This is a genomic window from Achromobacter pulmonis (assembly GCF_002885955.2).
Lineage (GTDB): Bacteria > Pseudomonadota > Gammaproteobacteria > Burkholderiales > Burkholderiaceae_B > Achromobacter > Achromobacter pulmonis_A.
The window spans coordinates 50,359-51,962 of the sequence record NZ_POQS01000002.1 but is presented as its reverse complement, the minus strand read 5'-3'; the positions used below and the strand labels follow the sequence as shown (position 1 = coordinate 51,962).

The following is a 1,604-nucleotide window of genomic DNA, read 5'->3' as shown; positions in this document are numbered from 1 at the left end:
GGTCAACGCCTCTTCATCGGGCCGGCCTTGCGGCTTTTTGCGCTGGGTCGAACGATGCTGGCCGAGAACCTTGCAGGCAAACCGCTCCGAGACGGAGAACTTCGCCATGACACGATCGACGCAACGGCGACGGCGAGCGGGGCTCAGAAGTTTCCCGAAGCAGCCTCTTTCAGGATCAGCTTCTCGAGTGTCAGGTCCGAGACCGCCTTGCGCAGCCGGTCATTCTCTTTCTCGAGCTCCTTCAGCCGCTTCACCTGGTCACCCTTCAGGCCACCGAACTCCTTGCGCCACCGGTAATACGTAAACTGCGTCACGCCGATCAAACGGACCGCTTCTCCGACAGAACGACCTTGCGACAACAGAACATCGACTTGGCGCAGCTTCGCCACGATCTCTTCGGGTTTGTGCTTCTTCTGGGGCATTCCAACGTCCTCCTACGGCTCAATAGCCTACTTCAGGGAGGACCACTTTTCAGGGGGCAGACCAGGCTGGTATGGCTGCAGGTCACGGATAGAGGGGCTCAAGAAGGTGTGGTTCATCGAAGTCATCCCATCTGCCGTTCGAAGTCGCGCAGGTAGCCGATGAGCGCATCGACGGCCGTGTCGGTCATTGCGTTGTAGAGGCTGGCGCGCATGCCGCCTGCGGACTTGTGCCCTTTGAGTTGAAGCAGGCCGCGCTCCTTGGCACCGTCCAGGAAGGCCGCCTCATGGCGCGTGTCGGTCAGGAAGAACGACACATTCATCAGCGACCGCGCAGCGGGCTCGACCTGATTCACGTAGAAATCGCTGGCGTCGATTGCCGCATAGAGCTTGCCGGCCTGCCGCCGGTTGCGGATCTCCAGCGCAGCCACCCCGGTGAAATCGCCTTCGCGCTGGCGCCGCATCCATTCCACCACGAGCCCGAGGATGTAAATACCCCAGGTCGGAGGCGTGTTGTACATGGACTGGTGGCGTGCGGCCAGTTCATAGTTGAAGGCGCTTGGACAGATCGGCAGCGCGCGACCGAGCAGTTCCTCGCGCACGAAGACCACCGTCAGCCCCGCGGGCCCGAGGTTCTTCTGCGCGCCGGCGAACGCCAACCCGACGCGGCGCCAGTCGAAGCGCCGGGAGGCGATGTCGGACGAGCAGTCCACGACGAGCGGTGCGCGCGAGCCCAAGGCCGCGAGGTCGGGCAGCTCGGCGAACTGCACTCCCTGGATCGTCTCGTTGCTGCAGACGTGGACATAGGCCGCATCGGGGCTGATCCGCCAGCTCGATGCGGGAGGAATGCCGGTGAAGCCGCCAGGCTCCGCCGTCGCGGCGACGTGGGCGGCGCGGACGTACCTGCGGGCCTCGTCCCAGGACTTGTGGCTCCAGTTCCCGGTGAGCAGGAAGTCGACCACGCCGCCGCCGGAAAGATTCAACGGCACGATGGCGTTCTCGCCGATGCCGCCGCCCTGCAGAAAGAGGATATGGAATTCGGAAGGCACCTCCAGCAAGACGCGCAGGCCAGCCATCGTCGCTTCGTAGATCGAGATGAAGTCGTTGCCGCGGTGGCTCATCTCCATCACCCCCATGCCGCTGCCGTGCCAGTCCAGCATCTCGCCGGCCGCCTGGCGCAGAACC

1 protein-coding gene and 1 pseudogene are annotated in these 1,604 nt (G+C 63.9%); both read right to left on the bottom strand.

The genetic code is table 11. From position 1 onward, the window contains the following. Positions 1–422, bottom strand: a pseudogene (locus C1I89_RS06205) (transposase); the annotation flags it as partial. 122 nt (positions 423–544) lie between these two features. Next, a partial coding sequence (gene serC, locus C1I89_RS06200) for a 3-phosphoserine/phosphohydroxythreonine transaminase (protein WP_102771931.1) occupies positions 545–1,604 on the bottom strand: 1,060 nt, incomplete at its 5' end.